The sequence below is a fragment of the Cupriavidus alkaliphilus genome (assembly GCF_900094595.1).
In the GTDB taxonomy this organism is placed as follows: domain Bacteria; phylum Pseudomonadota; class Gammaproteobacteria; order Burkholderiales; family Burkholderiaceae; genus Cupriavidus; species Cupriavidus alkaliphilus.
On record NZ_FMAD01000005.1, the window covers coordinates 288,978 to 314,287 of the forward strand.

The window sequence follows — 25,310 nt, forward strand, 5'->3', positions numbered from 1 at the left end:
CTCAGGTCAGCACGTTCAGGAACGCTTCGTTCAGCTTCCGGTCGTGATAGAAGATCGCGCGCCCGAGTTCGTTGTCGGTCCAGGTGATGGTGGGCTTGTCCGGGTAGTGGATATAGCCGCCGGAGAAGACCTCGTTGCGGTTGCCGGAGGGATCGAAGAAGTAGATCGTCGCGCCGCGCGTGATGCCATGGCGGGTGGGACCGATATCGAGCGAGACGTCTTTCTTGGAGATGATGTCGGCCGCCTTCAGCACCTCGCTCCAGCTGTCGAGCAGGAACGAGGCATGGTGGAAGCGGTTCTTCTCCGGGTGGCGGATAAAGGCGATGTCGTGCGCCTTGTTCGAGCAGGTCAGGAAGGCACCGATCAGCATCTCGCCGTCCGGCCCCGCCACCACCTGCTCCGCCAGCGAGAAGCCAAGCACCTCACGGAACAGCTTGACGGTGCCGTCGACATCGTCGCCATACAGCAGGCAATGGTCGAATCGGCTCGGCGCCATGCCGCGCAAGTCGTCGGGCCAGGGGTCGGGATTGAGGTCGCCGGTCTTGCAGCCGGGCTTGTCCTTGTCCGCGAACAGCTCGATCGCGTGCCCGGTGGGGATGGTGAAGCGGAAGCGCACGCCGGTGTGCGGGTGTTCGCCGGCGGCAATCCACTGGCAAGCGGTGGCCAGCCCGGATTGCTCGACCTCCCGCGCCAGCCGCTCCAGGGTGTGGCCGCTGTCGACACGGAAGCCCATGTAGTCCATGCCCGGGCTGTCGGCCTCGCGCAGCACCACGCTGTGGTGGTCGTGCTCGTCCCAGGCCTTCAGGAACACGCGGCCCTGGGCATCGCGCGCGGTTTCGATCAGGCCGAGCACCTCGGTATAGTGTTTCAGCGCCGGTTCCAGCTCCAGCACGCGCAGGGCCACATGCCCCGGGCGCAATACGCCTGTCAATGCCATGTCTGTCTCCTTGTGTTGGTGTTCACTGCTCGTTCATGCGGGATCGCGCGCGCCGGCATGCCGCGCCAGGCAGCGCTGCAGCAGCGCCACCGGCCGCAGCCGGATATCGCTGTCCGGATAGGTCTTGCAGGCCAGCACCAGCCCTGCACGCTGCTCGGCCTCGGACAGGCAGGCCCGGCTCATCTTGCCGACGTGGTACTGCCCCGCCTCAATCCGCACCTTGCACACGCCGCAGCCGCCACCGCGGCAGCCTGCGGGAATGCCTCTCTGGCCCAGCACTTCCATGGCACGCAGCAGGTTCTGCCCCGGCGCGCAGGCGTAGCGCTGGCCGCTGTCGGCGATTTCTACGGTATGCATGCATGGCCTCCCCGCTCAGATCTTGAACAGCGGGCTGCGCGCGCTGTCTTGCGCGTCGGCCGCCGACAGGAACTTCTCTGTGTGGATATCCGCCTCGAACAGCCGGCCCTGCATCAGCGTGCGGATGCAGGCCTCGATCATCGGCGGCGGACCGCACAGGTAGGCCTTGTGCCCGCGGAAGTCGGCGGTACCGTCATGCGCGTAGAGCTGGTGCAGCACGTCATGCACATAGCCGCGCGCGCCGCCCCAGTCACTGCCGGCGGGTTCGTCCGACAGCGCCGGCACGTAGCGGAAGTTGGGGTGGGCCTGCGCCAGCGACTGGAACTCAGTGTCGTAGTACAGCTCGGCGCGGTTGCGCGCGCCCTGCACCAGCGTGATCGGCAGGTTCTCGCCGGCGGCCAGCAGGTCCAGGATCATCGCGCGCGGGCTGGACAGTCCGGAGCCGCCCGCCAGGAAGAGCATCGGCACCTGCGCCGACTTGCGCACGAAGAAGCGGCCGTAGGGCGCGGAGAACGTCAGCTCGTCGCCGACTGCCAGCCGTTCGTGCAGGTAGCCGGTGGCCTGCCCCTCGGGCACGCGCCGCACGTGCAGCTCGACCAGTTCGTCGCCGGGCGCGTTGGCCAGCGAGAAGGCGCGCGGCTGGTCGCAGCCCGGCACCTGCAGGTTGACATACTGTCCAGCCTGGAAGGCCGCGCGCCGGCCGTCCTTGACGCGCAGCCAGATGCCCAGGATGGTGGGGGTCAGCGCGCGCGTCTCGACGACTTCGGCGCGATAGTCGGCCAGCGGCAGGCCCAGCGCATCGGCGTCTTCCTCGATATCGGCCTCGATCACGAGGTCTGACTGCGCGGTCGCGCAGCAGGCCAGGCACTGGCCGTTGTCGCGCTCGAAATCCATCAGCGCGAAGCTGGAGGCATCTCCCTGCTCGACCTCGCCGTCCACCACCTGCACCTTGCAAGTGGCGCACAGCCCGTGGCAGCAGGCGTGCGGCAGCCACACGCCATTGCGCAGGCAGGCGTCCAGCACGGTCTGCCCCGGCGCGATGGAAATGGTCTGGCCGACCGGTTCAATCGTCAGCGAATACATCTCGGTCTCCTTGCGTGCAAAGCGTGTCGCCTCAGCTGCCGCTGCCGCCGATGCCGTCCAGCCCCGGCGTGCGGAAGCGGATCACATCCTTGTGCCCCAGTCCGTTCTGTTCGAGCGTGCGGTCCAGGTCAGGCTGCCAGGGCTGGCCGCCGCGCAGCCATTGCACCTGGTCCCAGTCGATGCGGGCAAAGTCCGGGTGATAGCCGTAGACCCCGGGCAGCACCTGCTCCACCACCGCGCGCAGCGGCATCGACGGCGCGAACGGAAAGCAATGCGGGGCGCAGAACAGCAGGTGGCCGTCCCAGCCGATGTAGAGCAGGCGGTTGCCGTGGAATACGGCCTCGCGGTCGGCCGCCTCGAAGGCGTAGTCACCGATGGATACGACGGGCATGGTTGTCTCCTTGTCTTGTGATGGGGGCCGCTTCAGGCGGCGGCGCCTGCAGGCCCGATGCCCTTCCACGCGTTCCAGTTGCGCTGGTCCTGCGAGCCCTCGAAATCGAGGTTGTCCGCGCCCGGGTTCAGCCGATACCACTTGAGCACGTCGTCCAGCGTGGCACCGCCGCAGTTGCCCTGGTAGATCTGGTGCACCGGCAGCCACGCCTGCGCGTACTTGGCGGGCTCGTCATCGAAGATGTCCTTGCAGCCGTCCGAGCAGAAGTGGTACTTCATGCCGTGGTAGCTGCTTTCGCGGTAGCAGGTCTGGGTGGGATCGTCCGGCTCCGAGAACACCATCGGGATCTGGCAGGTCTGGCACAACATCGGCAGCGTGGCGTTGTAGAAGCGTTCGCCGGCCTTCTGCCGCGCCTGCCAGTGCTCCAGGCGTGGCTTGTAGTAGCGCTCGAAGGTCTGGGGATATTTCTCGGCCAGCCATGCCATCTCGTCGGCCTTGGGCATCCACGTATGGAAGGCGGCGGCGCCCGCATAGTTGTAGAACGTGGCCCAGGCCTCGTGCGTGATGCGGTCCTTGGTGCGGGTGGCCACTTCGTGGTACTTGGGCATGCGCAGGCCATAGCGCTCCAGGTCCTTGAACAGCGCGCCGCCCGCCTGCTCGAAGTACATCTCCCATGCCTCGCCCCAAGACATCACGCGCTTGGGCAGCATGTAGTCCATCATCATCCCGACCAGCGTCAGCAGGCGGAAGCCGCGCCAGAACCATTTGTCGAGCCACTTCTGCAGGATGGGGATGTTGCCGGGATCCTGCTCGCACAGGAACTTGACCACCTCCAGTCCCAGCGTCATGTGGCGCGACTCGTCCGACTGCGCCGAGAAGCCGAAGGTCACCGTGGCCATGTCGCCGTTGTAGGCCGCGCCGGACATGAACGGCATGAACAGCAGGTTGGTCAGCACGTACTCGAACGAGAACGAGATCGCGGTGATGAACTCGAACGGCCCCGCGCTCATCGCATCTTCGAAGTACGACTTGGGCACCGACAGGTACCAGACCCGGTCGTGCATGTGGCGCCACTCGCCAAAGCCGTGGAAGTACTTGTTGTAGACCGACAGCGTATGCAGCTGGGTCTGGGCGTGGCGCAGCTCGTCGATCGACTGCATCTGCGCCGCCACGCGCGCGCCGGCGCCGCGGAAATGCCGGCCCAGGTGCGCGTAGCCGCGGTGCGCGGCGTATTCCAGCGGCGTCACGCCGGTCAGGAACAGCCGCAACGCGTTCAGGTAGCGCGGATCGGATACGTTCAGGTGGCCGTTGTTCTGCACGAACGAGTCGATGATCGCGTACAGTTTGCGTTCTTTCTCCGACTGGTATTTCCAGTAGGCATCCATGGTCATGCGGAACGGGTCTTCCCATTTGTCCCAGTCGTGGATGCGGATGCCCTCGTACTTGTCGAACGGGAAGACCTTGTCCATCGGTTCGTAGGTCGTTTCCCAGGCCAGGTCCCGCGTCATCGAGGCGTACTTCTCGCGCAGGTTGAGCTTCTTGCGTGCGTCCATGATGTCTCCGTGATGTTCTGTGTGCCGCGCCGGGTCAGGCGTTCCAGCGCAGCGTGAAGGCGTCTTCGTCCTCGTCGATGTTTCCGCACAGCGAGATCAGGTTCAGGTGGATCTCCTGCAGGTCCCAGTCGCGCCCGAGCTTGCCGGCCACAAGCTCGCGCACGATGGTCAGGTGTCCGGGCGCATCGATCTTGACCATGGCGGGGAACTGCGACACCACCGCATGCGGGTTGGCTTCGGTGATGGCGTCGATGATGGGGCGGGTGTCGTCGTTGTTCTGCAGGGCGATGTAGACGTTGGCGGCGTGAGTCATGATTTGGCTCCGTGGGTCGGTCAGGTCAGGCAGCAAGGCCGATCTTGTTCAGCCGGACTTCGAGCTGCTCGCGGCACAGCGCGACCATCTGCGCGCCGTCGGCACCGGTCAGTGCGTTGGCGACCGGCACCAGCGCTTCGGACACCTGCGCGGCGGCGGCATGCGCCCAGCCGGACAGCAGCACGCGGTTGGCGTCGGACTCCGCCGCGGCGGCCTGGACCACGGCGTCGACCCAGCGCGCATGCTCGTCGCGCCAGTCGTTCATGAACTCGGTCAGCACCGCCAGCCCGGTGCCGCAGGCGCGCGCGATGACCGCATCGGCGTGCTGGTAGACCAATGGGTAAAGCAGCCCGTCGAGCACCAGGTTCTGGGCGACGAAGGTCTCGAACCAGTCCGCGGTGACAAAGGTATGTTCGACAAAGCGGCGCAGCGGCTGCCACGCGGCGCTCTCGAGCCAGGCCGCCCTGGCGCGCTCCAGCGCCACGCCGGTATTGCCGTCGAGCAGCATGCCGATGCGCGACAGGTACTGGGCAATGCCCAGGCGATCCATGGCGCAGTAGGTGCAGGCCTGCGTGATGGCGGTGCCCCAGCCGTAGTCGGCGCAGTAGAAGTTGTTCATGTTGGCGCCCCACTCCACGTGGCGCAGCGGCAGCAGGCCGGTGGCGATGCGTTCTTGCCATTCGGCCGGCAGCGCCTGCAGCAGGCCGCGCTTCTCGACGAAGGCAAAGCTCTTCTCGGCGGCGTCCTGCTGGCGCCCGCGCGCGGTCACGTAGGCGCCGTAGTAGAACTGGCGCGGGTCCTTCAACGCATACCAGTCCTCCATCACGATCGCGGTGCGGCGCTTGTCGTACAGCTCGAAGCCGGGGTCCCAGGTGGGGCGGTAGTGAAAGTTCACCTCCGACTGCACGTCGTAGGTCGCCTCCTGGTAGCGCGACGCCGGCTTGTCGCCGAAGCGGCGCGCGACATGGCCGTAGGTCTGGCGCAGCGGCTGGATCTGCTGGGTCTTGATATCGACTTGCATCGCTTGGTCTCCTGTATCCCTTCTCTCTTTGTGATGCGGTGCGGCGGGTGGACGAGCCGCGTCAGTCGTCGGCTTCGGGCTGCGGCGAGGCTTCCAGCGGGGGCAGGAAGCGCACGCGGTTGACGCAGCAGAAGGCTTCGAACATCGGCTCCGGCATGATCAGTTCGACGTTGAGCTCGGGGTCGGCCACGCTGAAGGCGAACTGCACGAACCCTTCCGGGGTACGGCCCTCGACCCGCACATAGCGCGGCGTGGCTTCGAACAGCGGGACGGACGGGGTGTTCATGGCGCGCTCCTTGGCGTGGCTGGACGCGGGCCTTACTGCGAAGACCGTGCCAGCGGGCGCAAAGCGCGCTGGGACAAGGCTTGCGGGGAAATGGCGAGGGCCGGGGTGCGCGTTAACCCGGAAAGGCCCGCGCGCAACGCCTCGATGAATTGATGAAGCTGCGCACGGGCCTTGATCAAATGATCAAAAGCCGCGCCGGGCGGGCGTTTGCGGGCAGCGTGTGCAACCGGGTGCCGTTGCCCCGCGGCGCAGCAGCGCGCATCGGCAACGTTGGTGATGGGGGTTGATCCGTCAGGGAAAATTCGCTGGCGCGGCGCAGCATCGCGCATCAGCGAGCCGATCCGCAGCCAGAAGAGACTGCATCAAATGATCAAGGGCGAAACGGAGGATTCGAGCCGCGAGGGAAGCGCGTTGGATGCGTGAGGGATTCTGATAGCCACCGGCGCGCTCCCTCTCCCGCTTGCGGGAGAGGGTTGGGGTGAGGGCCGGCTTGCCGACGAAGTGAAGACCTGCGGGCTGCCACCGCCTGCCCTCACCCCCGGCCCCTCTTTCGCAAGCGGGAGAGGAGAGCAAAGCCTCGGCAATGACAGCGGCACTGGCATCAGTTACCGTGGCCATTGCTCCCGCGCGTACCCCGTATCTTCCACCGATAAGCCAGCTGCGGCCGCGTGATGCCCAGCAGCCGCGCGGCCTGGCTCATGTTGCCGTCGGCGCGCTGCATGGCGGCCTCCATCAGCACGGTCTCGACATCGCCCAACGCCAGCTGCTGACTTGACATCTGGTCCAGCAGCGCATGGACCGCGGCTTCGCGCAGGTCCGGCAGCGTGCCGCCCGCGCCCAGCCGTGGCGCGGTGTCCAGCGGCGGGGCCACGGTGCCCGGCAGGAACAGGTGGTCGGCGCCGATCTGGCCGCCCTGGGTGGCCAGGATCACGCCGCGTTCGATCACGTTCTCCAGTTCGCGCACGTTGCCGGGCCAGTCATAGTGGCGCAGTTCGGCCAGCGCACGGTCGGTGATGCCGACGATGCGCTTGCCGTGGCGCGCGCCGTACCGGGCCACGAAGCGCTCCGCCAGCGGCCGGATATCGTCGAGCCGCTCGCGCAGCGGCGGTATCGTGACCGGGTAGACGTTGAGGCGGTAGTACAGGTCCTTGCGGAAGGTGCCCTGCTTCACCGCTTCGGCCAGGTCAACGTTGGTCGCGGCCACCAGCCGCACGTCCACCTTGCGCGCGGCGGTGCCGCCCACGCGCTCGACCTCGCCCTCCTGCAGCACGCGCAGCAGCTTGGACTGCGCCGAGGCCGAGAGCTCGCCCAGTTCATCCAGGAACAAGGTGCCGCCATGCGCGCGCTCGAAGCGGCCGGGCCGCGACTGGGTGGCGCCCGTGAAGGCACCCTTCTCGACACCGAACAGCTCGGACTCGATCAGTTCATCGGGAATCGCCGCGCAGTTCACCGCGACGAAGGGCTTGTCGGCGCGTGCGCTCACGCCGTGCAGGGCCTGCGCGAAGCGCTCCTTGCCCACGCCGGTCTCGCCCAGCAGCAGCACCGTCACGTTGCTGGCGGCAGCGCGCTGCAGCAAACCCCACGCCGCGCGAAAACCGGGCGAGGTGCCGACCAGGTCGGCCGGCGTAGCCGCGCCGCCTTGCAGCGCGCGCAGGTGCTCGACCTCGCTCTGCAGGGCGATCAGCGTCTCGATCACGGGGTCGGGCTGGTACAGCGCCAGTGCCTGCGCGCCGTCTTCCCAGGCTTCCACCGGCTTGCCGACAATGCGGCAATGCGGGTGCCCGCAGGCGATGCACTCCACCTCGCGATACAGGATGGTGCGGCCCATCAGCGCCGAGGTGTAGCCGGTGGCATAGCCGATCTGCATCCAGCAGGCAGGCTGGTCGACGATGCCGAACAGCTGCCGGTGCACGTCCCCCTCGAACGAGTCTTCCCAAAGGAATTCGCCATCGTAGATGCCGGCGGCGATGTCGATATCGACCTTGACCGGCGTGACCCGCACCACGCCCTCGATGGTATGCAGGCAGGGGCCGATCTCGAGCTGGCCGAAGTCGCTGTGGCCCGCGCGCAGTTTCCTGGCCACTTCGGCATCGCGCATGCCCGAATGAAAGCCCATGCGCGTGAACAGCCCGCGCGCGCGCTCCATGCCCAGGGTGTCCACCAGTTCCTTGCGCAGCGCGGCCAGCGCGGCGGTGTGGATCAGGATCATGCGCTGCTCGTCCAGCCAGATCGCGCCTTCCTCCATGGCGAAGCGCAGGCGGCGGGCAAGGTCGGCCAGGCCATCGCGCATGGTGGCCGAGAACTTGTCGGTTGAACTGCTCATTGTCTCCCCTCAGTGCCGGCGGATGATCCGCTCGAGTGTGCCTTTCGGCTGGCATCCTACGCACATTATGTGCCAGGGAGAGGGTCCGGGGTCATGGCATTTCCCCGGGGGAGTTCGCCGGCCAGGCGCTGGTCCGGGCCGCGATCCGTTCTCGTTGCGTCCTTGCTCCTGCCTCGACCGGACCTCAGTCCGCCCGGATACCCCGCTGCCGGATCAAGGCACCCCACTTGTCGGTTTCCTTCGCCAGGTGCTCGCGCAAGCCGGCCGGCGAACTGCCGATCGGCTCCGCGCCGATCAGCGCCAGGCGCTTCTGCACCGCGGGCTTGCGCAGCGCCTCGAGCATGGCGCGGTTGAGCGTGTCGATCACCGGCTGCGGCGTCTTCGCCGGCACGAAGGCGGCGAACCAGGGCGACAGCTCATAGCCCGGCAGGCCGGCTTCCGCCACCGTCGGCACATTGGGCAGCGCGCTGGAGCGCTTGCTGGTGGTGACCGCGATCGCCGTCAGCTTGCCCGATTCGATATGGGGACGGGCCGAGGTGATGCTGTCGAACATGTAGTCGACCTGGCCGCCGAGCAGGTCGGTCATGGCCGGGCCGCTGCCCTTGTAGGGGACATGCAGCATGTCGACGCCGGCCATCGACGTGAACAGTTCGCCCGCGAGGTGGATCGAAGTGCCGTTGCCGGCCGAAGCGTAGGTGTATTTGCCCGGCGCGGCCCTGGCATGCGCGACCACGTCCTTGATGGTGCTTTCCTGGCGCCGCGCCTTGTTGGCCACCAGCACGTTGGGCACCACCGCCAGCAGCGAGACCGGGGCGAAGTCCTTGACCGGGTCGTAGCTCAGGCGGCCGTACAGCGCCGGATTCACGGCCATGCCGTTGGCGACGATGATCAGGGTGTAACCGTCGGCGGGCGCGCGCGCCACCAGCTCGGCACCGATATTGCCGCCGGCGCCCGGGCGGTTTTCCACGACGATGGACTGGCCGAGCGTGCGCGACATCTCTTCGCCAAGCGTGCGGGCAATGTTGTCCATGGCGCCGCCCGCGGGGAACGGCACGATCCAGCGGATCGGATGGTCGGGATAGGCGGCGTGCGCGGCCGGTGCGGCCAGCGCCAGGCCGGCGGCCAGTGCCAGGGCCGCTGCGCGGCCGGTGCTTGCCAGCCGCTGGAATAGTGTCTTCATGGTCTCCTCGCTGCGTGATGCGCCGGCGCGCGCAACGCGTCCGGCGTGGAATGGCTTGCCAGCTCAGTGGCGGCGGTAGTGCGCCAGCTTGTCTTCGTCCAGCGCCAGGCCCAGGCCCGGGCCCTCTGGCAGATGCAGGCTGAAATCACGGTATTCCGGCCGCCGCTGCACGATATCGTCCTTGAGCAGCAGCGGACCGAACAGCTCGGTGCCCCACGCCAGCTGCGGCAGCGTGCAGAAGCCGTGCGCCGCGGCGATGGTGCCGACGCTGCCTTCGAGCATGGTGCCGCCATACAGCGCGATGCCCGCGGCATCGCCCACCGCGGCGGTCCGCAGCATGCCGAAAATGCCGCCGGCCTTGGCGATCTTCAGCGCGAACACGTCGGCGCCGCCGATGCGCGCCAGCTCCATGGCATCCTCCGGGCCGCACACCGCTTCATCGGCCATGACCGGCACCACGAAGCGCGCCGCCAGCCGCGCCAGCGCCATGCGCTGCTCGCGCGGGGTCGGCTGTTCGACCAGGTCGATGCCCGCGGCTTCCAGCATGGCGATACCGGTAGCGGCGTCGGCCTCGTTCCACGCCTGGTTGACGTCGACGGTGACGCGCGCGCGCTCACCCAGCGCGCGCTTGATCGCGGCCACGTGCGCCACATCGTCACGCACGCTGCGCCGGCCGATCTTCAGCTTGAAGGTGTCGTGGCGGCGCTCGGCCAGCAGTTGCTCGGCCTCGGCAATGTCGCGCGCGGTGTCGCCGCTGGCCAGGGTCCACAGCACCGGCAGCGTCGTGCGCACCGCGCCGCCCAGCAGCGTGGCCAGCGGCACGCCCAGGCGCTTGCCCTGCGCGTCCAGCAACGCGGTCTCGAGCGCGGACTTGGCAAAGCGGTTGCCGCGCGCGACCTTGCCCAGGCGTGCCATGGCGGCATGCACATTGGTGGCATCCTGGCCGGCCAGCGCCGGGGCCAGGTAAGTATCGATGGTCAGCTTGATGCCTTCGGGGCTTTCGTCGCCATAAGACAGCCCGCCGATGGTGGTGGCCTCGCCGATGCCTTCGACGCCATCGCTGCAGCGCAACCGCACGATCACCAGGGTCTGCTGCTGCATCGTCGCCATGGCCAGCTTGTGGGCCCGGATGGTGGGCAGGTCCACCAGGATGGCTTCCACCGAAGTGATAGTCGGGGTCATACCTTGTCGATGCGATTTGAAGTTGAAGCCAAGTATGCGACTTGACTTTACCGGTGTCCAAGACCGATGATGTCTCGATCAATACCTTAAAGGTATGGAAAGGGATGCCCATGGAACTCCGGCACCTGCGCTACTTCCAGGTGGTGGCGCAGGAACTGAACGTGACCCGCGCCGCCGAGCGGCTGCATATGGCGCAGCCGCCGCTGTCGCGCCAGATCCGGCAGCTGGAAGAAGAGGTCGGCGTAGCGCTGTTCGACCGCATTGGCCGCGGGCTGCGCCTGACCGAGGCGGGGCGCTTCCTGCTGGAACAGACCACGCAGCTGACGCAGCGGCTGGAAGAAACCATCGAGGGCACGCGCCGCATCGGACGCGAGGAAAAGCGCTGGTTCGGCATCGGCTTCGTGCCGTCGGTGCTGTACGGCGTGCTGCCGGAGCTGATCCGCGAACTGCGCGAATCGGACCGCAACGGCCAGCAGGTGGAAGTCGGACTGGCCGAGATGATCACCGTCGAGCAGATCGAGGCGCTCAAGGCCGGCCGCATCGACCTGGGCTTCGGCCGCATCGCGCTGAACGATCCCGCCATCCGCCAGCAGGTGGTCATGGCCGAACCGCTGGTGGCCGCGCTGCCCGCGCGCCTGCCGGCACCGCGCCGCAAGGCGCTGACGCCGCAGGCGCTGGCGGCACGTCCGTTCATTCTCTACCCGGCCCGGCCGCGGCCCAGCTACGCCGACCACCTGCTGTCGCTGTTCCGCGCGCAAGGCCTGCAGCTGCGCGTCGCGCAGGAAGCCAACGAACTGCAGACCGCGCTGGGGCTGGTGGCCGCCGGCATCGGCATCACCCTGGTGCCGGCGTCGATCCAGCGCCTGCACCGCGACGATGTGCGCTACTGCCCCATCGATGCGCCCGGCTTTGTCTCGCCGGTGATCATGAGCTATCGCGAAGGCGATACGTCGCCGTTCCTGGCGCGCGCGGTGGCGTGGGTGATGCAGCGGCGCGGGTAGGCGTGGTCAGGTGCAGGTAAAGCACGTCTTGCGCTTTACCTGCCCGGTACGACCTCGCTATGCCAGCATCCGCACCTGCGGCTCCCGGTCCCACTGCCGCGTCTTCGCCGCGGTGATAAAACGGTCCGGATCGCTGGCGGACACGATGCCCTGGTCCGGCGCCAGCCTGGCGTGGGCCAGCAGCGCATCCCCGCCCGCATCGACGGCAATCGCCTTCAGATGGGCGTAGGCAAAGCAGACGAAGTCCAGCGCCGCGCTTTCCTGCGCCAGCATCGCGGCACCGTCGGCCGACAGCACCACGGCCACGGCATCGAACATCACCGAAGGCGTGCCGGCCAACTGTCCATCCGCCGGCAGCTTCGACCCATCCGCCAGCACCGCGCCGCCCACCTTGGGCGCGACGATCTTCACCGTGGCGCCGGCGGCGCTGGCCGCCTGCCGGATCGCCTCGACCGTGGCGCCGTCCGAGCCGTCGGCGACCAGGATGCCGATCTCGCGCCCCTGCAGCGTGTCTTTCATCTTGCCGATGATCTGCAGCGCCGGCGACGGCGGCAGGTCCTGCACCGGCGCGGCGGTGGGCAGCGGCTCGGGCACCTGGTCCAGCGCCAGGCCATCGGCCACGCGGCCGCCCAGGTCGGGGTCGATATTGAGCAGGTGGGCCACCATGCGCTCGCGCACATGGACGTGCTCGACCTTCGACAGCTCGAACACCAGCGCCGAGGCGATATGCGCCTGCTCGGCGCGGGTCTGGCTGCGGTAGAACAGGCGCGCCTGGCTGTAGTGGTCGGCAAAGGTCTCGGGGCGGATGCGGCCCTTGTCGCCCTGCTCGGGCACCAGCGCGTGGCGCAAGCCCAGGTCGGGTGCCTCGCGCGGCGAGTCATCGGACAGCGAGTTGGGCTCGTACGCCACGCGTCCCTTGGGCTGCTGCATCTGCATATGGCCGTCGCGCTGGTGGTTGGCAAACGGGCACTTGGGCGCGTTCACCGGAATCTGGTTGAAGTTGGGGCCGCCGAGGCGCAGCAGTTGCGTGTCGAGGTACGAGAACAGCCGGCCCAGCAGCAGGGGATCGTTGGAGAAATCGATGCCGCGCACGATATTGGCGGGGCAGAACGCCACCTGCTCGGTCTCGGCAAAGAAGTTGTCGGGCCAGCGGTCCAGCACCATGCGGCCGATGATTTTCAGCGGCACGGTCTCTTCCGGGATGATCTTGGTGGCATCGAGATGGTCGAACGGGAACTTGGCCGCATCGGCTTCGGTGAACAGCTGCACGCCCAGTTCCCACTCGGGGAAATTGCCGGACTGGATCGCGTTGAACATGTCGCGGCGATGGAAATCCGGATCGGCGCCGGCGATCTTGACGGCCTCGTCCCACACCGTGGACTGCAGCCCCAGCTTCGGGCGCCAGTGGAACTTGACGAAGGTGGACCGGCCCTGGTCGTCGAGCAGGCGGAAGCTGTGCACGCCAAAGCCTTCGATCATGCGCAGCGAACGCGGGATGGTGCGGTCCGACATGATCCACATGACCATGTGCATCGATTCCGGCGTGAGCGAGATGAAGTCCCAGAAGGTATCGTGCGCGGTCGCCGATTGCGGGAAACCGCGGTCGGGCTCCATCTTGACCGCATGGACTACGTCGGGGAACTTGATCGCGTCCTGGATAAAGAACACCGGGATGTTGTTGCCGACCAGGTCCCAGTTGCCTTCCTTCGTATAGAACTTGACCGCGAAGCCGCGCACGTCGCGCGGCGTGTCGACCGAACCGGCACCGCCGGCCACGGTGGAAAAGCGCGCAAACACCGGCGTCTTGACGCCGACCTCGGTCAGGATGCTGGCGGTGGTGAATTGCGCCAGCGATTCGGTCAGCTCGAAGTAACCATGCGCCGCGGTGCCGCGCGCATGGACGATCCGCTCGGGAATGCGCTCATGGTCGAAGTGTGTAATTTTTTCACGGAGGATGAAATCTTCGAGCAGGGTCGGGCCGCGCGGATTGGCCTTGAGCGAGTTCTGGTTGTCCGCGATGGGCGCGCCCTGGTTGGTGGTCAAGGGGGCGTGCGTGCCGCCGGCAACCTGGTGCAGCTCTCCGCCTGTGCCGCGCTGGGCATCGCCATAACCGGCCGGAGCGCCCTGGGCTGTGGTGGCGGGTGTGGTGTTTGACGTGGGCTTGGCCTTGGCGTCGGACCTGTCGGGCATAGCGGTCTCCTGTATCGGGGTTGAACGGATGAATGGCTGCAACCCGGCAGTGCCTGCAATTGCCACGCCTGCTGCCTGACACGTTTGGTTACAAAGCCAAAGTGCCGAAAGTGCGCCCTGTCAAACATCTGACATTTGACCCGTCAACAATCGCCCGCTGTCGCGACAAGCCACGGCCATCCGCGCAGCAACCGGCCAGATCCGCTTGTCATCCGCCGCGGCGGAAGTCCATGGCGCGCAGCCGTCTGACGGCGCAAGGGCGCATGGGCGCGGCCACCGTTCTCTCCCTCAACCAAAAGAAAAGGCCCTGCACCAATGAGACCCACCTTGCTGTCGCATTCCGCCCGGCCCTGGCTGGCCGCCGGCACCCTCACCCTGGCATTGATGCTTGCCGCCTGCGGCGGCGACGACTCGCCCGGCGCCGCCGGCGGCACGCTGCAACCCAGCGCCGCCAACGGCAGCGCGCCGGACGCAGCCGGCAAGCCCGGCCACACCGGCAAGCCTGGCAACTGCAGCACGCGTTGCGCCCCCTGATGCGGGCCGCTTTCCGATCCAGCGACAGAACCACCCCACCCACGCCATGACCTTCAATCCGTCCAAGCGACAGTTCCTCAAGACCAGCCTCGGCACCGGCGCCGCCGCCGCGGTGCTGGCCAGCTTTCCGCCCAGCATCCGCCGCGCCCTGGCGATCGAGGCCAACAATGCCACCGGCACCATCCAGGACGTCAAGCACGTCGTGATGGTGATGCTGGAAAACCGCTCGTTCGACAACTACTTCGGCACCTTCAAGGGCGTGCGCGGCTATGGCGACCGCTTTGCGATCCCGCTGCCGAATGGCAAGAACGCGTTCTACCAGACCGATGCCAACGGCAATACGCTGACGCCCTACCACCTCGATGAAACCCAGGGCAACGCGCAGCGCGCCGGCGGCACGCCGCACACCTGGCCCGATGCGCAGGCCGCCTGGGACCACGGCCGCATGGATCGCTGGCCGGTGGCCAAGAAGGCGCTGTCGATGGGCTACTACGACGACGCCGAGATCCCGTTCCAGCGCGCCCTGGCTGACGCCTTCACGCTGTGCGACGCGTACCACTGCGCGATGCACACCGGCACCATCCCCAACCGCCTGTTCTACTGGACCGGCAGCAACGGTCCGACGGGCGACAACGTCGCGGTGATGATCAATGAGTTCAACGCCGGCGCCGACGTCGGTCCGTCCACCGAAGGCTGGACCTGGAAGACCTACGCCGACCGCCTGCAGGGCGCCGGGGTGAGCTGGAAGGTCTACCAGAACGTGCCGGACAACTACGGCTGCAACCAGATGATGAGCTTCCGCCACTGGCGCGCCGAGATGGAAAAGATGCCGGAGGGGCGCAAGCTGTCGAACACCGCCGGCACTGGCGTCAATCCGCCTTACAACCCGGATATCGACGACCAGTACAGCCCGTTCGCCAAGGGCTTCTGCAACACCATGCCCGACGGCGGCTTCCTGCAGTCGCTGCGCGACGACGTGCAAAACGGCAGGCTGCCCGAAGTGTCATGGATCATCCCGCCGGCCGAGTTCAGCGAGCACCCCGGCCCGTCCAGCCCGGCCAAGGGCGGCTGGTATGTGCAGGCCATCCTCGATGCGCTGACCGCATCGCCGGAGGTGTGGAGCAAGACCGTGCTGCTGATCAACTTCGACGAGAACGACGGCTTCTTCGACCACAGCCCGCCGCCGACCGCGCCGTCGCGCAACCCGGACGGCACGCTGGCCGGCAAGTCGACCCTCGACGATGCGCAGATGGCCTACGAGTACTTCAACTATCCGCCCGCCACGCCCAAGCAGCCGCCGCAGGATGGCAAGCCGTTCGGGCCGGGGCCGCGCGTGCCGCTGTGGGTGGTGTCGCCGTGGAGCCGCGGCGGCTGGGTCAATTCCGAGGTGTTCGACCACACCTCGGTGCTGCGCTTCCTGGAAGCGCGCTTCGGCGTGATGGAGCCGCAGATCAGCGCCTACCGCCGCGCCGTCTGCGGCGACCTGACCAGCGCCTTCAACTTCGCCACGCCCAACAGCGAGACGCTGCCCGTGCTGGCGGGGCGCACCACGCGCGCCGACGCCACCAGCCTGACCGCCTGGCAGCAGACGCAGCCCGCCATCCCGGTGCCGGCCACGCCCGCGCCGCCGGCGCAGGCCACCGGCTCGCGCCCGTCGCGCAAGCTGCCGTATGAACTGCATACCAGTGCGCGCGTCGATGCCGCGTCGCGCACCGTGCGCCTGCTGTTCGCCAACGGTAGCGCGCACCAGGCGGGCGCGGTGTTCCATGTCTACGACAAGCTGCACCTGGACCGCATCCCGCGCCGCTACGTGGTCGAGGCCGGCAAGGCACTGGACGATGCGTGGGACATCAATGCCGACGGCGGCAAGTACGACCTGTGGGTGCTCGGCCCCAACGGCTATCACCGCGCCTTCACCGGCGACGTCAACGAGACGGCCACCGCAGCCACCGAAATCCAGGTCTGCTACAACCCCTGCAAGAAGCCGACGATCCAGGTCAAGCTGCATAACGACAGCGATGCCGACGTGACCTTCACCGTCAAGGCACTGGCCTATCGCGACGACGGCCCGTGGACGCAGCGGGTCAAGCGGGGCAAGGTGGAAACGCTGGAATGGCCGGTGGCGGAAAGCGGCAACTGGTACGACTTCGCCGTCACCTGCGAGGCCAGCCCGGCATTCACGCGCCGCTTTGCCGGACGCATGGAGACCGGCGAGGATACCGTCAGCGATCCGGCGATGGGCGTGATCTGATGGCCCGGCAGTAAGACGCGCGGGGCGCCGGCCGCACTGCCCGCGCAAGGCCAGGGCTGTTTCGTCCGCAGGGACGAAACAGCCCGGTTCAGCCGGGCACGCGTGCGGGCTCGCCTGCAGCCGGACGATGGGATACGGCTTGGGAACTACAGGGCGCTCGCTGCGCCCCGCTGGACAGGCAAGGCAGATGCCCGCCTGCGCGGGCACGCCGCGGCTTATGCCTTGCGCCAGACCGGCGATGCCGACACCGCCACCTTGCGCGGCAGGATGCCCTGCACGGCAAAGGCATCGGCAATGCGCTGCTGCTCGGCCAGCGCGGCCGCGTCGACCGTGCGGACGGCGTAACTGCGCCGCGCGTTCGCGGCCTCCACCGTGGCGGCATCCAGGCCGATCAGCGGCGCGTGCCAGCGCGCGGCCTCGGCCGGGTTGCGCTTGACCCAATCGCCGGCGTCGCGCAGCGCGTCGAAGACCACCTCGAGCACCTCGGCATGCGTGCGCGCGAACGGCGTGGCGGCCAGGTAGAAGCGGCGATAGCTCGACAGCCCTTCGCCATCGCGCAGCACGCGCGCATTGGACTGGCGCTGCACCGCCGCCAGGAACGGATCCCAGATCACCCACGCCGCCACGCTGCCGCGCTCGAACGCCGCGCGCGCATCGGCGGGACTGAGGTAGGCCGGCTCGATATCGCGGATCGACAGTCCCGCGCGCGCCAGCGCTTCCAGCACCAGGTAGTGCGCGCCGGCCCCCTTGGCAAACGCCACGCGCTGGCCCTTGAGTTGGGCGACCTCGCGGATCGGCGAATCGGCGCGCACCACGATCGCCTGCGCCTGCGGCGACGGGGTCTCGGTCGCGTAATACGTCAGCGACGCGCCCGCGGCCAGCGCGAACGGCGGCACCGCATCGGCCACGTCGGCACTGAGGTCGATGTTGCCGAGGTTCAGCGCCTCCAGCAGCGGCAGGCCGGAGGTGAACTCATACCACTGCACCGCCACGCCCCTGGGCGCGAGCGCCTTTTCCAGCGTCTGCCGCGATTTGAGCAGGATCATCAGCGTGGAGGACTTCTGGTAGCCGATGCGCAACGCCGTCGGGCCTTGGCCCAGGCTGACGCCGGGCAGCGCACTTGCCGCGGCCGCGCCCGCCGCGGCCAGAAGCCAGCGGCGACGGGAATTGTGGGTCGGGGTCATGGCGGTGCTCCAGGAGGCAAATCGGAGCGCCAGCTTAGTCGCGCATCCGGGCCAGGCCAACGAAGATTGTCGCCAATGCTTATGCGGCGGCTATCATCCAGGATTCCCGCGCCACTCCCGCACCAGACACCATGAACCTGTCCGCCGGCATCCCCATCCTCCGGATCTTCTCGGTCGACAAGGCCAAGGAGTTCTACCTGGATTTCCTCGGCTTCACGCTCGACTGGGCGCATCGCTTCGAAGACGGGCTGCCGCTGTACGCGCAGGTCAGGCGCAGCGGCCTGACGCTGCATCTCAGCGAGCACCATGGCGATGCCACGCCGGGGTCCACCGTATTCGTGCCGGTGACGGACATCGATGCGCTGCACCAGGAACTGTCCGCCAAGGGCTATCCCTACGCCAGGCCCGGTGTCGAGGACGTGGGCTGGGGCCGGATGCTGCAGGTGGCCGACCCGTTCGGGAACCGGCTGCGCTTTTGCGAGGTGACAGAGGATTAGGCCACGGCTTCCCGCTGAGTCGGGAAGCCGTGGCCAGCCGGTGCGCTCAGTTGACCGGCTGCGGCTGCGGGAAATTCCAGGCGCCGCTCAGGACCTCGGCGCGGGGCCGATAGAGCCGCACGGTGTAGTTCCATCCCTCGACCACCGGCAGGCAGTTGGGTACCTGGCCGTCGCAGCCGCCGAACTGGATGGCGATGGCACCATTACCGCCCTTCTTTGCCGTCAGGTTGTTGACCGTGTAGGCATTGGCGGGATTTTTCTGGAAGTAGCCGGCGGCGTTGTAGACGCTGACCGACCAGAACGCATCGACGGTGGCTGCAAAGGCCAGACTGTCGCAGAGGGATGGCGAAAAGTGAATTAAGTTTCTTGGTCGGGTGATCTGAACAAAATCATCCGGGCAGGCAATCAGTCCTGCTGCGCCCCCACCACCAGAAACACCGCACTGGAACTGGCCACCGGCTTGCCGCCGGCGCTGATCAGCGCCTTCGCGAACGCCAGCCGCGAGCCCGCCTTGATGACCTCGACCCGCGATTCGAGCCAGTCGCCCAGCTTCGCCGTGCCGACATAGTCAATGCTCAGGTTCGCCGTGGTCATGCGCAGCGGCGGCTGTTGCGAGGTTGCGGTGACATAGCCCAGCGAGACATCAGCGAGCGTGGCGACCAGCCGGCCGTGCACGGTGCCCGAAGCATTGGTGTGCTTTTTCTCCACCCTGAGCGCCACCGTGAAGCCCTGCGCCAGCGGCTTGTAGAAATAAGGGCCGGTCGCGTCCAGGAACGGGCTGGTGCGGAACAGCGGTTGATAGCCTTCGGGCAGGTCGGCAGGAATGCTGTCAGGTTTCATGGTGCCCTTCCTTGGACTGGGCATCGCTGACCCGCTCATGGCGCGTAACGACGTGGGCTGTGACGAACACCACGCGGCCCAAGCTCCGGCGCACCCTCGATGTCATCTTCATGTCATCCGGGCCACCCAGAATGCCGTCCAGACAGGGCGCGGGCGCCCCTCTGCCAGCCGGCTTTTGCGGCAGCGCAGCGATGGAATGCCTTGACGCCCGCTTTTTTCCGTCTTCAATGAAAACGTTTTCATCCGGAGCCGCGAGCGTGAGTCGCAAAGATACAGCCGAAGGCAGATCCGATACAACCGGTGGCGCCACCCTGATCGACGTCGCGCAAGCCGCACGCGTGTCGCTCGCCACCGCATCGCGTGTGTTTGGCAGCCCGCATCTGGTGCGCGACAGCACGGCGCAGCGTGTGCACGAGGCCGCGCGCCGGCTGAGCTTTCGCCCCAACCTGCTGGGCAGCAAGCTGCGCGCCCAGCAGACCCGCATGATCGGCGTGATGCTGCCGACGCTGGAGAACGCGGTGTTCGCCGAATGCTGGCACGGCATCGAGGAAGCTGCGCTGGCGGGCGGGTATTCGCTGATGCTGGTCACCAGCGGCTACGATGCGGCCCGCGAACGCGAGCGTGTGGAGTACCTGCTGCGCCATCGCGTGGACGGCATGGTGCTGACCGTGGCCGACGCGGCGCGCAGCACGGTTCTGGATCAGCTCGACGGCGAGGGCGTGCCCTACGTGCTCGCGTACAACCAGGCCGGACCGCGCAGCCGGCGTCATTCGGTATCGGTGGACAACCGGCGCAGCGCCTGCGCCGGCGTGGAGGCGCTGATCGCCGCCGGGCATTGCCGCATCGCCGTGGTGTCGGGCGCTTTCGTCGCCTCGGACCGTGCGCGCCAGCGCTTCGCCGGCTATCAGGACGCCATGCGCGCGCATGGGCTGACACCGGCCGCGCCAGTCTGCCTGCCATCGCACACCGCCAGCCATGCCGAGCAGATCCGCGCGCTGGTCCGGGCGCACGATGCGCCCACCGCCCTGTTTTGCACCAATGACCTGCTGGCCATCGGCGTGATCTCGGACCTCAGGCGCCTCGGCCTGAGCGTGCCGCGCGACATCTCAGTGCTGGGCTATGACGGTACCGCGCTGGGCAACGTGGTCGAGCCGCCGTTGGCCACCGTCGTGCAGCCCAATTCGGAGATCGGCGCCAGCGCCGTCAGCCGGCTGCTGGCGCGGCTGAACGATGGCGGGCGAGCGTCGGTGGCAATGCCGCGCGTCACGCTGCTGCCGCATGCCCTGCGCATCAACGGCACCGTGGCAGCTCCGCCGAAAACATAGCCGCTTATGCATGCTGCATTCCCCCTGTCCTCAATCAAGGAGCCTCTCATGCAACCTACCCCTTTTTGGCGCCGCCCGCTGCGCTGGATTGCCCTGGCGCTAGGCGCCGCCGCGTTCAGCCAGGGCGTGGGCGCCCAGACCGCGATCTGCTACAACTGCCCGCCCGAATGGGCCGACTGGGCGGCACAGATCCGCGCTATCAAGGAAAAGACCGGCGTTCACGTGCCGCTGGACAACAAGAACTCCGGCCAGTCCCTGGCGCAGCTGGTTGCCGAGAAAGCCAGCCCGGTGGCCGACGTGGTCTACTACGGCGTGACCTTCGGCATCCAGGCGAAAAAGGACGGCGTGACCGCCGCCTACAAGCCCGCCCATTGGAACGACATTCCCGAGGGCCTGAAGGACCCGCAGGGCAACTGGTTCGCCATCCATTCCGGCACGCTGGGCTTCATGGTCAATGTCGACGCGCTGCGCGGCAAGCCGGTGCCGCAGTCATGGGCCGACCTGCTCAAGCCCGAGTACAAGGGCCTGGTCGGCTATCTCGACCCGGCCAGCGCCTTCGTCGGCTACGTGGGCGCGGTGGCGGTCAACCAGGCCATGGGCGGCACGCTCGACAACTTCGGGCCGGCCTTCAAGTATTTCAAGGACCTGCAGAAGAACCAGCCGATCGTGCCCAAGCAGACGGCTTACGCGCGCGTGCTGTCCGGTGAAATTCCGATCCTGCTCGACTACGACTTCAATGCCTATCGCGCCCGCTACAAGGATCACGCCAACGTAGCCTTCGTGATTCCCAGGGAGGGTTCGGTGATCGTTCCCTATGTGATGAGCCTGGTCAACAAGGCGCCGCATGAGGCCGAAGGCCGCAAGGTGCTCGACTTCGTGCTGTCCGACGCCGGCCAGGCGCTGTGGGCCAACGCCTACCTGCGCCCGGTGCGCGCCGGCGTGGTGCCAAAGGAAGTCCAGGCGCGCTTCCTGCCGGCCACGGAATACGCACGGGCCAAGGCGGTGGACTTCGGCAAGATGGCCGACGTGCAGAAAGCGTTCAGCGAGCAGTATCTGAAGGAGGTGCGCTGACCGGCGATAGTGTCTCCCGCCTGAAGGTTGTCTACCCGTAAACCGGGAGACAACCCCGGGCGGCCTCACCAAGCCGGGCACACCATCGCCCATCGCCACTTCACGCCGGCACTGCCATGACAAACCGATCCCCCTCCCTCTTCCTGTTCGCCTTGCCGGCACTGGTGGTCTTTCTGGCCTTCTTCTGCCTGCCGATGGCGCGGCTCCTGGCGGTCAGCATCAACGGCGAGCAAGGAGCGGGCGTGTACTGGACCGTGGTCTCCAGTCCGCGCTACCTGCACAGCCTGATGGTCACCGTGCTGCTGTCGGCAGCCGTGACACTGGCCACGCTCGTGATCGCCGGCATATCCGGCACCTTCCTGCAGCGCAACGCAGTGCCTGGCAAATCCGTGCTGGTGGCCATGCTGACCTTTCCGCTGGCGTTTCCCGGCGTGGTGATCGGCTTCATGGTCATCATGCTCGGCGGCCGCAACGGCCTGCTGGCCATGGTCGGCGACAAGCTCGCCGGCGAGCGCTGGACTTTTGCCTACGGCCTGGCCGGGCTGTTCGTCGGCTATCTGTACTTTTCGATCCCCCGCGTGATCCTGACCGTGATGGCGGCCGTGGAGAAGCTCGATGCCTCGCTGGAAGAAGCTGCGCGCTCGCTGGGCGCCAGCCCCTGGCGCGTGACGCGCGACGTGATGCTGCCCGCGCTGATGCCGGCCATGATCTCCAGCGGCGCGATCTGCTTTGCCACCAGCATGGGGGCGTTCGGTACCGCCTTCACGCTGGCCACGCAGCTCGACGTGCTGCCGCTCACCATCTACAACGAGTTCACCAACTACGCCAACTTCGGCATGGCCGCGGCGCTATCCATCCTGCTGGGCACCGTCACCTGGGCCTTGCTGGCGGTCGCGCGCTGGTTCTCTGGCGACGCCGTGGCCGCAACCGCGTAGGAGCAACCCATGACCTCGATCCATCGCCGCGCCGGCTACTGGCTGCAACTGGCGCTCACGCTGGCGGTCTGCGCCTTCATGACCGTGCCGGTCGTGCTCTCCGTGCTGGCCGGCCTGACCAACAATATCTTCGTCGGCCTGGAAAGCGGCCTGACCACGCGCTGGCTCGCGGAAGTCTGGTCGCTCTATCGCAATACCATCTTCCTGTCGCTGCTGATCGCACTGGCCTGCCTTGCCTGCACGCTGGTGCTGGGGGTGCCGGCCGCGTATTACATGGCGCTGCGGCGCAACCGCATCACCCGGCTGATCGAGGAACTGCTGATGCTGCCGGTGGCCGTTCCCGGCCTCGCGACCGCGCTTGGCCTGATCCTGCTCTACGGCACCTGGCAGGCCCTGCGCACGAGCTGGCTGTTTATCCTGATCGGCCACGTACTGTTCACCCTGCCCTTCATGGTGCGCTCGGTACTGGCCATCCTTTCCGCCATCGACATCCGTACGCTCGAAGACGCCGCCGCCAGCCTCGGCGCCAGCCGCCTGCAGCGCTTTTTTACCGTGGTGCTGCCCAACTGCCGCCAGGGCATCCTGGCCGGCGCGCTCATGGTCGTCACCTTGTCGGTGGGCGAATTCAACCTGACATGGATGCTGCACACGCCCACCACGCAGACGTTGCCGGTGGGCCTGGCCGACAGCTATGCCTCGATGCGGCTGGAGATCGGCTCGGCCTACACCATCATCTTCTTCGTCATGATCATTCCGCTGCTGGTGCTGATGCAGGCGCTCAGCGCGCTGGGCGCGCGCTCCCGCAAGTACGTTGCCGAAGCAGCGCACGCGCCCGCCGTTGCCGCCGCGCCGGCCAACCCTCATACCGAGACCCGTCATGCATGAACCCACCACCATCAGGCTGCGCCATTGCGGCAAGACGTTTGCCGACGGCACCCTGGCGCTGCAGCCGCTGGATCTCGACATCGGCGCCGCGGAAACCGTGGTGCTGCTTGGCCCGTCCGGCTGCGGCAAGACCACCACACTGCGCATCATCGCCGGGCTGGAGTATCCCGATGCGGGCGGCGAGGTCTGGTTCGGCGATAACTGTGTGACCGCGCTGCCGATCGAGCAGCGCGGCGTGGGCATGGTATTCCAGAATTACGCGCTGTTCCCCAACATGACCGTCTCCGAGAACATCGGCTACGGGCTGCGCGTGCGGCGCGTGGACGCCACCACGCGCCGCCGGCGGGTCGACGACATGCTCGCGATGATGCATCTCGCCCCCTTCGCCGACCGCCGCGTAAACCAACTCTCAGGTGGCCAGCGTCAGCGCGTGGCGCTCGCCCGCGCCATTGCCGTGCAGCCACGCGTGCTGCTGCTGGACGAGCCGCTGACCGCGCTCGACGCCAAGCTGCGCGACGCCCTGCGCGCCGACATCAACCAGTTGCTGCGCAGCCTGGGCATCACCGCCGTCTATGTCACGCATGACCAGGCCGAGGCCATGGCGCTGGGCGACCGCATTATCGTGATGGACAAGGGCCGCATCGCGCAGACGGGCACGCCGCAGGAAATCTACCGCGCGCCGGCCAATGCCTTCGTGGCGGATTTCATCGGCACCATGAACCGCCTGCCCGCCGCTGCGGCGGACGGCGCCTGGCGCGTGCCTGGCGGCGTCGTGCCGCGGGCGCACGGATCCGCGCCGGTGCCGCGCGCCGACCTGATGTTCCGCCCCGAGGATGTGGCGCTGGTGCCTGCGGACGACGCGCATCTGCACGGTAGCGTGGTCACCGCCCTTTTTCTTGGCAACTGCACGCGTCTGCTGGTGGAAGTCGGCGCATCCGCGCCCCTGATCGTCGACACCACGCGCCGCGACGACTGGCGCGCCGGAGACCGCGTCGGCCTGCGCATCGACACCGGCCATCTCATCACCCTTCCCGAAGCCGTGGCAGCATGAACACCGCCCCTTGCCCGACCTACCTGGTCGCCCACATCACCGACCTCCACATCAAGGCTGGCGGCAGGCTGTCGTACCGGCTGGTCGACACCGCCGGCGCGCTGCACCGCTGCATCGACACCCTGCTGGCTGCCCCGCAACAACCCGACGCGGTGATCGTCACCGGCGACCTGGTCGACTTCGGCGCTGAGAGCGAATACCAGTTCCTGCGCGAGATCCTGCAGCGGCTGCCCATGCCCGTGCGGCTGCTGCCGGGGAACCACGACAGCCGCGGCGCGTTGCGCCAGGTCTTTGCCGATCACGATTACCTGTTCGCCACCGGCAGCGGCGAAGACCCGGTGCATTACAGCATCGACGCGGGCCCGCTGCGGCTGGTGGCGTTCGACTGCACCGTGCCGGGCCAGCCCGGCGGGCGCGTCGATCCCGCCGCGCTGCCCTGGCTGGAAGCCGCGCTGACTGCCGACCCGGACCGCCCCACCCTGCTGTTGCTGCACCATCCGCCGTTCTTTACCGGCATCGGCCACATGGACGAGCAGGGCCTGGCCAACGCCGACGCGCTTGAAGCCGTAGTGCGCCGCCACCCGCAAGTCGAACGCGTGCTGTGCGGCCATCTGCATCGGCACATCACGCGCCGCTTCGGCGGCACGGTCGCAATGACAGCGCCCGGTCCGGCGCACCAGGTGGCGCTGGACCTGGACCGGCATGCTCCGTCGCGATTTCGCATGGAGCCACCGGGCTACCTGCTGCACTGGTGGCATCCCGCGCACGGACTGGTGACACATGCGGCAGCAATCGGCGACTATGGGGCAGCGCATCCGTTCTTTGATGCGCAGGGCAAGCTGATCGACTAGCGGTCATTGTCTGGCAGGCCCTGGGGGTCTGGTGAAGCCGGCGGCCTGAAGCACTGAAGGGCTATGCCG

General features: G+C 67.5%; 25 protein-coding genes. 10 read left to right on the forward strand and 15 right to left on the reverse strand.

What is annotated here, in order from left to right; translation table 11 throughout:
• Window position 1: 1 nt before the first annotated feature.
• The 11 genes from GA0116996_RS13280 to GA0116996_RS13330 all read right to left on the reverse strand — a co-directional run bounded on the left by GA0116996_RS13280 (window position 2) and on the right by GA0116996_RS13330 (window position 10,626).
• Window positions 2-937 carry a catechol 2,3-dioxygenase gene (locus GA0116996_RS13280; RefSeq protein ID WP_092311949.1) on the reverse strand — a complete coding sequence of 312 codons (936 nt, stop codon included), beginning with the start codon at window positions 935-937 and terminating at the stop codon, window positions 2-4.
• Window positions 938-970: 33 nt separating this feature from the next.
• A complete protein-coding gene (locus GA0116996_RS13285) occupies window positions 971-1,294 on the reverse strand; it encodes a 2Fe-2S iron-sulfur cluster binding domain-containing protein (protein ID WP_092311951.1) in 324 nt (107 codons plus the stop codon).
• A gap of 15 nt (window positions 1,295-1,309) precedes the next feature.
• On the reverse strand, window positions 1,310-2,377 hold the full coding sequence (locus GA0116996_RS13290; RefSeq protein WP_092311954.1) for an NADH:ubiquinone reductase (Na(+)-transporting) subunit F: 1,068 nt from the start codon (window positions 2,375-2,377) through the stop codon (window positions 1,310-1,312).
• 31 nt (window positions 2,378-2,408) lie between these two features.
• Window positions 2,409-2,768, reverse strand: a complete 360-nt coding sequence (locus tag GA0116996_RS13295; protein WP_092311957.1) for a phenol hydroxylase subunit P4 — start codon at window positions 2,766-2,768, stop codon at window positions 2,409-2,411.
• Window positions 2,769-2,800: 32 nt separating this feature from the next.
• Window positions 2,801-4,321 (reverse strand): aromatic/alkene/methane monooxygenase hydroxylase/oxygenase subunit alpha, encoded by a 1,521-nt coding sequence (locus tag GA0116996_RS13300; protein ID WP_092311960.1) that lies wholly within the window; start codon window positions 4,319-4,321, stop codon window positions 2,801-2,803.
• 34 nt (window positions 4,322-4,355) lie between these two features.
• Window positions 4,356-4,637 carry an MmoB/DmpM family protein gene (locus GA0116996_RS13305; RefSeq protein ID WP_092312314.1) on the reverse strand — a complete coding sequence of 94 codons (282 nt, stop codon included), beginning with the start codon at window positions 4,635-4,637 and terminating at the stop codon, window positions 4,356-4,358.
• 22 nt (window positions 4,638-4,659) lie between these two features.
• Window positions 4,660-5,655 (reverse strand): aromatic/alkene monooxygenase hydroxylase subunit beta, encoded by a 996-nt coding sequence (locus tag GA0116996_RS13310; RefSeq protein ID WP_092311963.1) that lies wholly within the window; start codon window positions 5,653-5,655, stop codon window positions 4,660-4,662.
• 61 nt (window positions 5,656-5,716) lie between these two features.
• Complete coding sequence (locus GA0116996_RS13315) at window positions 5,717-5,941, reverse strand: phenol hydroxylase subunit (protein ID WP_092311966.1); 225 nt, start codon at window positions 5,939-5,941, stop codon at window positions 5,717-5,719.
• Between the two features lie 601 nt (window positions 5,942-6,542).
• Window positions 6,543-8,264, reverse strand: coding sequence for a phenol degradation transcriptional regulator PoxR (gene poxR, locus GA0116996_RS13320; RefSeq protein ID WP_092311968.1), 1,722 nt, complete (start codon window positions 8,262-8,264; stop codon window positions 6,543-6,545).
• A 184-nt stretch (window positions 8,265-8,448) separates the two neighbouring features.
• On the reverse strand, window positions 8,449-9,444 hold the full coding sequence (locus tag GA0116996_RS13325; protein ID WP_092311970.1) for a tripartite tricarboxylate transporter substrate binding protein: 996 nt from the start codon (window positions 9,442-9,444) through the stop codon (window positions 8,449-8,451).
• A 63-nt stretch (window positions 9,445-9,507) separates the two neighbouring features.
• Window positions 9,508-10,626 (reverse strand): muconate/chloromuconate family cycloisomerase, encoded by a 1,119-nt coding sequence (locus GA0116996_RS13330; RefSeq protein ID WP_092311973.1) that lies wholly within the window; start codon window positions 10,624-10,626, stop codon window positions 9,508-9,510.
• 110 nt (window positions 10,627-10,736) lie between these two features.
• Between GA0116996_RS13330 and GA0116996_RS13335 the strand changes: the two genes are divergently transcribed.
• Entirely contained in the window at window positions 10,737-11,627 is an 891-nt protein-coding gene (locus GA0116996_RS13335) for a LysR family transcriptional regulator (protein WP_092311976.1), read from the forward strand.
• A gap of 57 nt (window positions 11,628-11,684) precedes the next feature.
• On the opposite strand, the gene GA0116996_RS13340 is transcribed toward GA0116996_RS13335, so the two are convergent.
• The gene (locus tag GA0116996_RS13340) at window positions 11,685-13,817 is read right to left on the reverse strand and encodes a catalase (RefSeq protein WP_092311979.1); all 2,133 of its coding nucleotides are present in this window, start codon (window positions 13,815-13,817) and stop codon (window positions 11,685-11,687) included.
• A 327-nt stretch (window positions 13,818-14,144) separates the two neighbouring features.
• On the opposite strand from GA0116996_RS13340, the gene GA0116996_RS13345 reads away from it, so the two are divergent.
• Both GA0116996_RS13345 and GA0116996_RS13350 read left to right on the forward strand, forming a co-directional pair.
• Entirely contained in the window at window positions 14,145-14,351 is a 207-nt protein-coding gene (locus GA0116996_RS13345) for a hypothetical protein (RefSeq protein ID WP_092311983.1), read from the forward strand.
• 46 nt (window positions 14,352-14,397) lie between these two features.
• Window positions 14,398-16,602, forward strand: coding sequence for a phosphocholine-specific phospholipase C (locus GA0116996_RS13350; RefSeq protein ID WP_092311986.1), 2,205 nt, complete (start codon window positions 14,398-14,400; stop codon window positions 16,600-16,602).
• Window positions 16,603-16,817: 215 nt separating this feature from the next.
• Here GA0116996_RS13350 and GA0116996_RS13355 read toward each other — a convergent pair whose 3' ends face one another.
• Window positions 16,818-17,786 carry an aliphatic sulfonate ABC transporter substrate-binding protein gene (locus GA0116996_RS13355; RefSeq protein WP_092311989.1) on the reverse strand — a complete coding sequence of 323 codons (969 nt, stop codon included), beginning with the start codon at window positions 17,784-17,786 and terminating at the stop codon, window positions 16,818-16,820.
• Window positions 17,787-17,917: 131 nt separating this feature from the next.
• On the opposite strand from GA0116996_RS13355, the gene GA0116996_RS13360 reads away from it, so the two are divergent.
• Window positions 17,918-18,283 (forward strand): glyoxalase superfamily protein, encoded by a 366-nt coding sequence (locus tag GA0116996_RS13360; protein ID WP_092311992.1) that lies wholly within the window; start codon window positions 17,918-17,920, stop codon window positions 18,281-18,283.
• A 46-nt stretch (window positions 18,284-18,329) separates the two neighbouring features.
• On the opposite strand, the gene GA0116996_RS13365 is transcribed toward GA0116996_RS13360, so the two are convergent.
• Together GA0116996_RS13365 and GA0116996_RS13370 are read right to left on the reverse strand one after the other, a co-directional pair.
• Window positions 18,330-18,692, reverse strand: a complete 363-nt coding sequence (locus GA0116996_RS13365; RefSeq protein WP_341845100.1) for a DUF1214 domain-containing protein — start codon at window positions 18,690-18,692, stop codon at window positions 18,330-18,332.
• On the reverse strand, window positions 18,689-19,123 hold the full coding sequence (locus GA0116996_RS13370; protein WP_092311995.1) for a PaaI family thioesterase: 435 nt from the start codon (window positions 19,121-19,123) through the stop codon (window positions 18,689-18,691). The genes GA0116996_RS13365 and GA0116996_RS13370 overlap by 4 nt, the downstream gene beginning before the upstream one ends.
• Before the next feature lie 227 nt (window positions 19,124-19,350).
• Here GA0116996_RS13370 and GA0116996_RS13375 point away from each other — a divergent pair, with 227 nt between their 5' ends.
• From GA0116996_RS13375 to GA0116996_RS13400, 6 genes are all read left to right on the forward strand, one after another.
• Entirely contained in the window at window positions 19,351-20,448 is a 1,098-nt protein-coding gene (locus GA0116996_RS13375; RefSeq protein WP_092311998.1) for a substrate-binding domain-containing protein, read from the forward strand.
• A 48-nt stretch (window positions 20,449-20,496) separates the two neighbouring features.
• A complete protein-coding gene (locus GA0116996_RS13380; RefSeq protein WP_092312001.1) occupies window positions 20,497-21,519 on the forward strand; it encodes an ABC transporter substrate-binding protein in 1,023 nt (340 codons plus the stop codon).
• A gap of 116 nt (window positions 21,520-21,635) precedes the next feature.
• Window positions 21,636-22,454, forward strand: a complete 819-nt coding sequence (locus GA0116996_RS13385; RefSeq protein ID WP_092312004.1) for an ABC transporter permease — start codon at window positions 21,636-21,638, stop codon at window positions 22,452-22,454.
• Window positions 22,455-22,463: 9 nt separating this feature from the next.
• Window positions 22,464-23,339 carry an ABC transporter permease gene (locus GA0116996_RS13390; RefSeq protein WP_092312007.1) on the forward strand — a complete coding sequence of 292 codons (876 nt, stop codon included), beginning with the start codon at window positions 22,464-22,466 and terminating at the stop codon, window positions 23,337-23,339.
• A complete protein-coding gene (locus tag GA0116996_RS13395; RefSeq protein ID WP_092312010.1) occupies window positions 23,332-24,390 on the forward strand; it encodes an ABC transporter ATP-binding protein in 1,059 nt (352 codons plus the stop codon). Before GA0116996_RS13390 ends, GA0116996_RS13395 begins: the two co-directional genes overlap by 8 nt.
• Window positions 24,387-25,241, forward strand: a complete 855-nt coding sequence (locus tag GA0116996_RS13400; protein ID WP_092312013.1) for a phosphodiesterase — start codon at window positions 24,387-24,389, stop codon at window positions 25,239-25,241. Before GA0116996_RS13395 ends, GA0116996_RS13400 begins: the two co-directional genes overlap by 4 nt.
• Window positions 25,242-25,310 lie beyond the last annotated feature (69 nt).